This window comes from Noviherbaspirillum denitrificans, from assembly GCF_002211445.1.
Classification (GTDB): domain Bacteria; phylum Pseudomonadota; class Gammaproteobacteria; order Burkholderiales; family Burkholderiaceae_D; genus Noviherbaspirillum; species Noviherbaspirillum denitrificans.
In genome coordinates, this window is record NZ_LSTO01000001.1 from 3,326,849 (window position 1) to 3,332,283 (window position 5,435).

6 protein-coding genes and 1 riboswitch are annotated in these 5,435 nt (G+C 64.9%); of the genes, 2 read left to right on the top strand and 4 right to left on the bottom strand.

Features of this window, described 5'->3' with window-relative positions; translation table 11 throughout:
* The 4 genes from AYR66_RS16065 to AYR66_RS16080 form a co-directional block, all read right to left on the bottom strand.
* Window positions 1-600 (bottom strand): metal-dependent hydrolase (locus tag AYR66_RS16065; protein ID WP_141104255.1); only part of this gene is annotated, 600 nt, incomplete at its 3' end.
* A gap of 41 nt (window positions 601-641) precedes the next feature.
* Entirely contained in the window at window positions 642-2,060 is a 1,419-nt protein-coding gene (locus AYR66_RS16070) for a DUF4142 domain-containing protein (protein WP_088708340.1), read from the bottom strand.
* 227 nt (window positions 2,061-2,287) lie between these two features.
* Window positions 2,288-2,611 carry a thioredoxin family protein gene (locus AYR66_RS16075; RefSeq protein WP_088708341.1) on the bottom strand — a complete coding sequence of 108 codons (324 nt, stop codon included), beginning with the start codon at window positions 2,609-2,611 and terminating at the stop codon, window positions 2,288-2,290.
* Window positions 2,608-3,708, bottom strand: coding sequence for a 6-phosphofructokinase (locus AYR66_RS16080; protein ID WP_088708342.1), 1,101 nt, complete (start codon window positions 3,706-3,708; stop codon window positions 2,608-2,610). The genes AYR66_RS16075 and AYR66_RS16080 overlap by 4 nt, the downstream gene beginning before the upstream one ends.
* 180 nt (window positions 3,709-3,888) lie before the next feature.
* Window positions 3,889-3,974, top strand: a riboswitch (cyclic di-GMP riboswitch).
* 83 nt (window positions 3,975-4,057) lie between these two features.
* Between AYR66_RS16080 and AYR66_RS16085 the strand changes: the two genes are divergently transcribed.
* Both AYR66_RS16085 and AYR66_RS16090 read left to right on the top strand, forming a co-directional pair.
* The gene (locus AYR66_RS16085) at window positions 4,058-4,789 is read left to right on the top strand and encodes a lytic transglycosylase domain-containing protein (protein ID WP_088708343.1); all 732 of its coding nucleotides are present in this window, start codon (window positions 4,058-4,060) and stop codon (window positions 4,787-4,789) included.
* A gap of 95 nt (window positions 4,790-4,884) precedes the next feature.
* Window positions 4,885-5,172: a GNAT family N-acetyltransferase gene (locus tag AYR66_RS16090; RefSeq protein ID WP_088708344.1), complete on the top strand. Its 288-nt coding sequence runs from the start codon at window positions 4,885-4,887 to the stop codon at window positions 5,170-5,172.
* Window positions 5,173-5,435 lie beyond the last annotated feature (263 nt).

The window sequence follows — 5,435 nt, forward strand, 5'->3', positions numbered from 1 at the left end:
CAGCGCCGCCAGCGAACCCCAGTGCAGGAATCCCTTCGACGCGAAGTAGGCCGGCGCGCCCGCCAGCAGTGCGAGGAACACGATGCGCAGCGCAAGCGGCGCCATCATCGCCACCGGCACGCCGAACGCGATCCAGAACACCGGCTCGAGGATGAACACCATGTCCCCGTACACCCAGTGCGAGTCGAAGGGATGGAAGGGATGGATGCCGTAGGAATTGAGGAAGTCCATCGACAGGTGCAGCAGCAGCCCGCCGGCCAGCGCGACCAGGAAGCCCTTGCGCGCGGCGGCACTGGCATCGAGCAGGTGGCGCGCGCCGGGCCACAGCAGGACGATCAGCCCCCACAGCAGCAGCCCCTGCGGGATCGCATACAGCAGCGTATGCGTATGGCCGCGATGATGCATCAGGTAGCCGAGCGGCGCGGGCAGCACCGATGTCAGCACGAGGTCGAGGTCAGGAAAATTGCTCGCCGCCCAGGCGGTGAACAGCAGCAGGCGGCGGCGAGTGCGCTGGTTTGCCGCATCTTCTTCCTGCGGCAGGCAACGGTGCAGCAATTCGCCGGCTGCGAGGCCGGCGACCGAGTGACTCAGATTATCCATCGGATAATCTTACACGGCTTCGGCGCGCCTTCGCGGCCTGGTTACTGCTGGGCGTTCTCCACCTGGTCGCGCAGCGCGCGGGCGCGTGCGAGGTGATCGTTCAGTATGGGCAATGCCACCTGCGCCACGCTGTTGGAGAAGGCATCGGCGGTCTGCTGGGTTGCCGCCGTTGCCGCCTTCACGTCCCGCTCATGCACGCCCGCGGCCAGTTCCATGTAGGTCTGGTCGAATTCCCGGCCGCGCCGGTCCAGCAGTGCCGCCAGCGCCAGCAAGTGTTCCGGCGCCACGTCGGTGGGCAGCTGCCGGTTCGCCTGCTGCGCCTGTGCCTGGAGCTGGGCGTTGGCGGTAGTGTGCGCATCGATCATGCTTTGCGCGAAGGTCTTCACGTCGGCGCTCGATGCTCGCTGCAGGGCGAGTTGCGAGAGCGCGATCTCCGCCTCGCCATCCTGGAACACGAGGAAGGGGAAGCTCGGCGTGACCGCGCCATCGGTCTCGATCGCGGCGACCAGATGCCCGGTGAGCGTCGACTGTTTGCCCGCGGCGAAGGACTTGACCGCGGCATCCTGTCCCTGCTGGGCCTGCCTGCGGAACAGGCGCACGGTTTTCACATGCGCGATCACGTTCGCATCCATGAAGGCTTCATCGAAGTCCGGGCCGGTAAAGCCGGAGAGCTCGGTGGCAACCGCCTGCTGTTCGGCGGACGGCGCTGTCGGGAGTGTCGTGCCTTCCTGCTGTGCAAGCGAGGTGATCTGCGCGTTTGCCTGCGTGTGCTCGTCGACCATCCGTTGCGCGAAGGCGCGCACTTCGGCATTGCTGGCCTTCTGCAGTGCAAGCTGCGAGAGCTGCACCTCGGCCAGCCCTGCGCGGAACGCGGTTGCGAGGAAGCTGGCCGGCGAGAGCAGGGCAGCGGTTTCCTCGGCGGCGGCGAGATGGACTTCCAGGATCGGCAAGGCGCTCCTCGCCAGGCGCTTCACGTCCACGTCGGTGCCCTGGCGCGCCTGCTGGCGCGCGGCAACGGCATCCTTCTCATGGACGGCGACGTTCTGCTGCATGTAGGCGAGGTCGAATGCATTGCCGGCAAGCGCGGACAGGGTATTGCGCTGCGCCTGCAGGTCGGCGGAGGGCGTGGTCGGCAATGCCACGTTCTTGCGTTGCGCCAGCTGGGTGATCTGATTGTTGATGGCGGTGTGGTGCTCGATCATGCGCTGCGCGAACTTCTTCACGTTCTCGTTCGTGGCCTGTTGCACGGCAAGCTGCGCAAGGTCGATTTCCGCGAGGCCGTCCTGGTAGGCTGCCACGAGGAATGCCTTGCTGTCGTCCGGGGCCGGCGTGGTGGCCACGGTAGTTTCCTGCAAGAGGACCGGTCCGCCGCTGGCGGCGAGCCCCGGTATGTCGCTGCCGCCGCAGGCCGACAGCGATCCGATCAGGACGATCAAAGGAAGTTTTTTCATGTTCTTCATGGCGATGCTCCAAAACAGGTTGCGCCCGCAAAAGGCCAGCCCCCGCAAAGCGGGCAGGCAAGGGCATGTCAGGGGAGGGCATGCCGGTCGGCCTTGGCCTTCCGGATGCGGAGAGGAGGTACAGCGCTGTGCGTTGCGTGACGCGTCAGTTGGTGAGAGGACGGCGCCCGCGAATGGCTCCGCTGTCCCGTTTGCGCCAGATCAAAGGGGATGCCGTTTGCGCTTGATCAAGCGATTTGCGCGAGTGCTTGCCGGATGGTAGCAGCGTCGGAGGGGCGGACGAGGCGCGCGACTTCCACGCCGTCCTTCAGGAAGACCAGCGTCGGCCACAGCTTGATGCGGTAGGAGCGTCCGAGACTGCGCCCGGGGCCATCCTCGATCTTGATGTGGCGCACGCTGTCATGACCGGCGAAGGCTTGTTCGATCAGCGGCTGCGCGCCGATGCAGAAGCCGCACCAGGGCGCACCGAATTCGACGACGGTGGGGCCGGGGAGCGCGTCGACTTCCGCGCGCGGCGGTTCGGATTCGGCGTAGTCCTTGTTCATGTTCAGTCGCCCAGACAGATGCCGATATCGCGTGCCGTCTGCACGGTGTCGCTGTCGAGCGGCACGCCCTTCATGCGCCCCGCCACTTCTTCCAGCGCGACATATTCGACGTTGGGGAAAGCGAGCGACACCATCACGCCCGACATGTCCTGCTCCAGTGCGCGCACTGCCGCCGCACCGAAGCGCAGCGCCGCGAGGCGGTCGAAGGAAGTCGGGCTGCCGCCACGCAGCAGGTGGCCGAGCACCACCACCCGCGCATCCTTGCCGGTGCGCTCCTGCAATTCCTTCGCGACACGCTCGCCGATGCCGCCGAGCCGTTCAGCGTGACCGGTGGCCGCCGCTTCCGCCACCAGCCGTCCGCCATCGACCGGCGCCGCGCCTTCGGCCACCACCACGATCGAATACATGCGGCCGAGTCCGTCGCGCCAGCGCACCTTCTGCGCGACCTTCTCGATGTCGAACGGAATTTCCGGGATGAGGATGCTGTGCGCGCCGCCGGAGATGCCGGAATGCAGCGCGATCCATCCCGCATAGCGGCCCATCACTTCCACCACCATCACGCGCTGGTGGCTCTCGGCGGTGCTGTGCAGGCGATCGAGGCAATCGGTCGCAAACGCCACCGCGGTATCGAAGCCGAAGGTGGTGACGGTCTTGTCGAGGTCGTTGTCGATGGTCTTGGGCACGCCGACCACCGGCAGGCCCATCTTGTGCAGCGCATGCGCGATGGTCAGCGATCCATCGCCGCCGACGGACACCAGTGCATCGAGCTTTTCGCGTTTGAAGTAGTCGAGGATCTCGCCCGAGCGGTCGGTGTCCTGCGTCGAGCCGTCGGGCATCTTCACCGGGTAATGCAAGGGATTGCCCTTGTTGGTGGTGCCCAGGATGGTGCCGCCCAAATGGGCAATGCCGCGCACGCGGTCGCGCGTCAGCCGGAACACGCCGCCATCGGCGTAGCGCGCCGGTTCCAGGATGCCGTTGAAGCCGTCTCGGATGCCGTAGCATTCCCAGCCGCGGTTGATGGCGGCAAGTACGGTGGCGCGGATGACCGCGTTGAGGCCCGGGGCGTCGCCCCCGCCGGTATTGATGGCGATTCGTTTGACCACGGTTGCTCCTGCAAATTATTGTCGGGCTAGTATCACCGCCGTACACAGGCAAGTCAATTTACCTCTGATCATGCAAAAGCAGCATCGTTTCGTGGCTGCTGCGCATCGTTATTTGTATCAAGATGCATCAGCCGTTTCCGCCGTGTAACCCGGTGGCGTATCCTGACCCCGGCAGCAAACATTCCGATTGGGCAAACCCGTCGAAAGGCGGGGACGCAAAGCTACTGGTCTAAGGGCAACGAGCCTATGACAGCAGGGCTGCCGGGTGGATTACGTCCGCCTGCGTCCTGCTGCCGCGCGCTCTCATCATCTTCTTCGCCCGGATGCATCCGCTGCCATTGGAGGAATCATGTGCAGCATCAATGCATCCGCGCGCGCGGCAACAGCGGCAAGGCTGTTTGCCATCTTCATTTTCACCGCAGTGCTCGCAGCATGCGCGGGACCATTTCCGCTTGTCCAGCAAGGCACCGACGCGCAGGATCCGCCGCCCGCACCGCAATCGGCACGCAACAAGCGCGTGCGCGCCCAGGATGTGCTGGCCGAGTGGGGCACCTTTGGCGTCGCACCGCGCACTTTCCGCTATACGCGTCCCGCCGTCCCGAGGGCAATGGCGCCGTCGACCGACTACAGCGAGTCGATCCAGGACATCGTCGACAACGCCACCTGCCATGCCTGCGAGGCCAAGCCTTACCACCGCATGGTCGTCAACGCATCGCTGCAGCATGGCGTGCCACCCAGCCTGATCCATGCAGTGATCCAGAAGGAGTCACGCTACAACCCGAAGGCGCGCTCGAAGAAGAACGCGCGCGGCCTGATGCAGGTCACGCCTGCGACCGCACGTTTCGTCGGCGTGTCGAGCGGTCAGTCGCTGTTCGATCCGCAAACCAATATCCATGCCGGCACCGCCTACCTGAAATATTTGATGGGCACCCATGCCACCTTCGACGAAGTGCTGGCTGCTTACAATTCCGGACCGGGCAACGTACGCAAGTACAACGGTGTGCCTCCCTTCAACGAAACGCAGCGCTATGTGCGCGACGTCCGGAAGTTCTACGCCGCAAGTGCCGGCGACGAACCCTGACCCGCTGAACCGTCCAGTCCCTTGCACTACAATGTCTGCGCAATGCAGGACAAATGCCGGCGTGCATGCCGGCGTAAACTGACGACGGGAAAATCATGCATAGTGCGACCCTGAGGAATAACAGCGATCAACACCGTTACGAGCTGATCGACAACGACGAGGTGGTCGGCATTGCCGAATACCGCCTCGACGGCGACGACATCGTGTTCACCCACACCGAAGTGGGCAAGGGACACGACGGCAAGGGCTACGGCTCCAGGCTGGCGAAACTGGCGCTGGACGATGCCGTTGCCGCCGGCCACAAGATCGTTGCCCGCTGCGAATTCATTGCCGGCTATATCGGCCGCCACCCGGAATTTGCCGAAGCGCTCAAGCCGCGCTAGTGATGTCTAGAGGACTGTAGGGTGGGTGGGGCCGCCGAGGTAGAGCGAAGCGAAACCCACCGTGCGCTCGAGATACGTCCGTTGGCGGGTTTCGCTCCGCTCTACCCACCTACGCGCCTTCGATCTCGCATCCGCCAGGGAACCCAACAACAATAACCATGACCAAACGCCACCCCATCATCACCGCCTCCCTGTGCGCGCTGCTCGCCGCCTGCGCGACGCCGCCACGGCAGGAGCCGGTCGCGGCTGTCGCGCCACCGCCA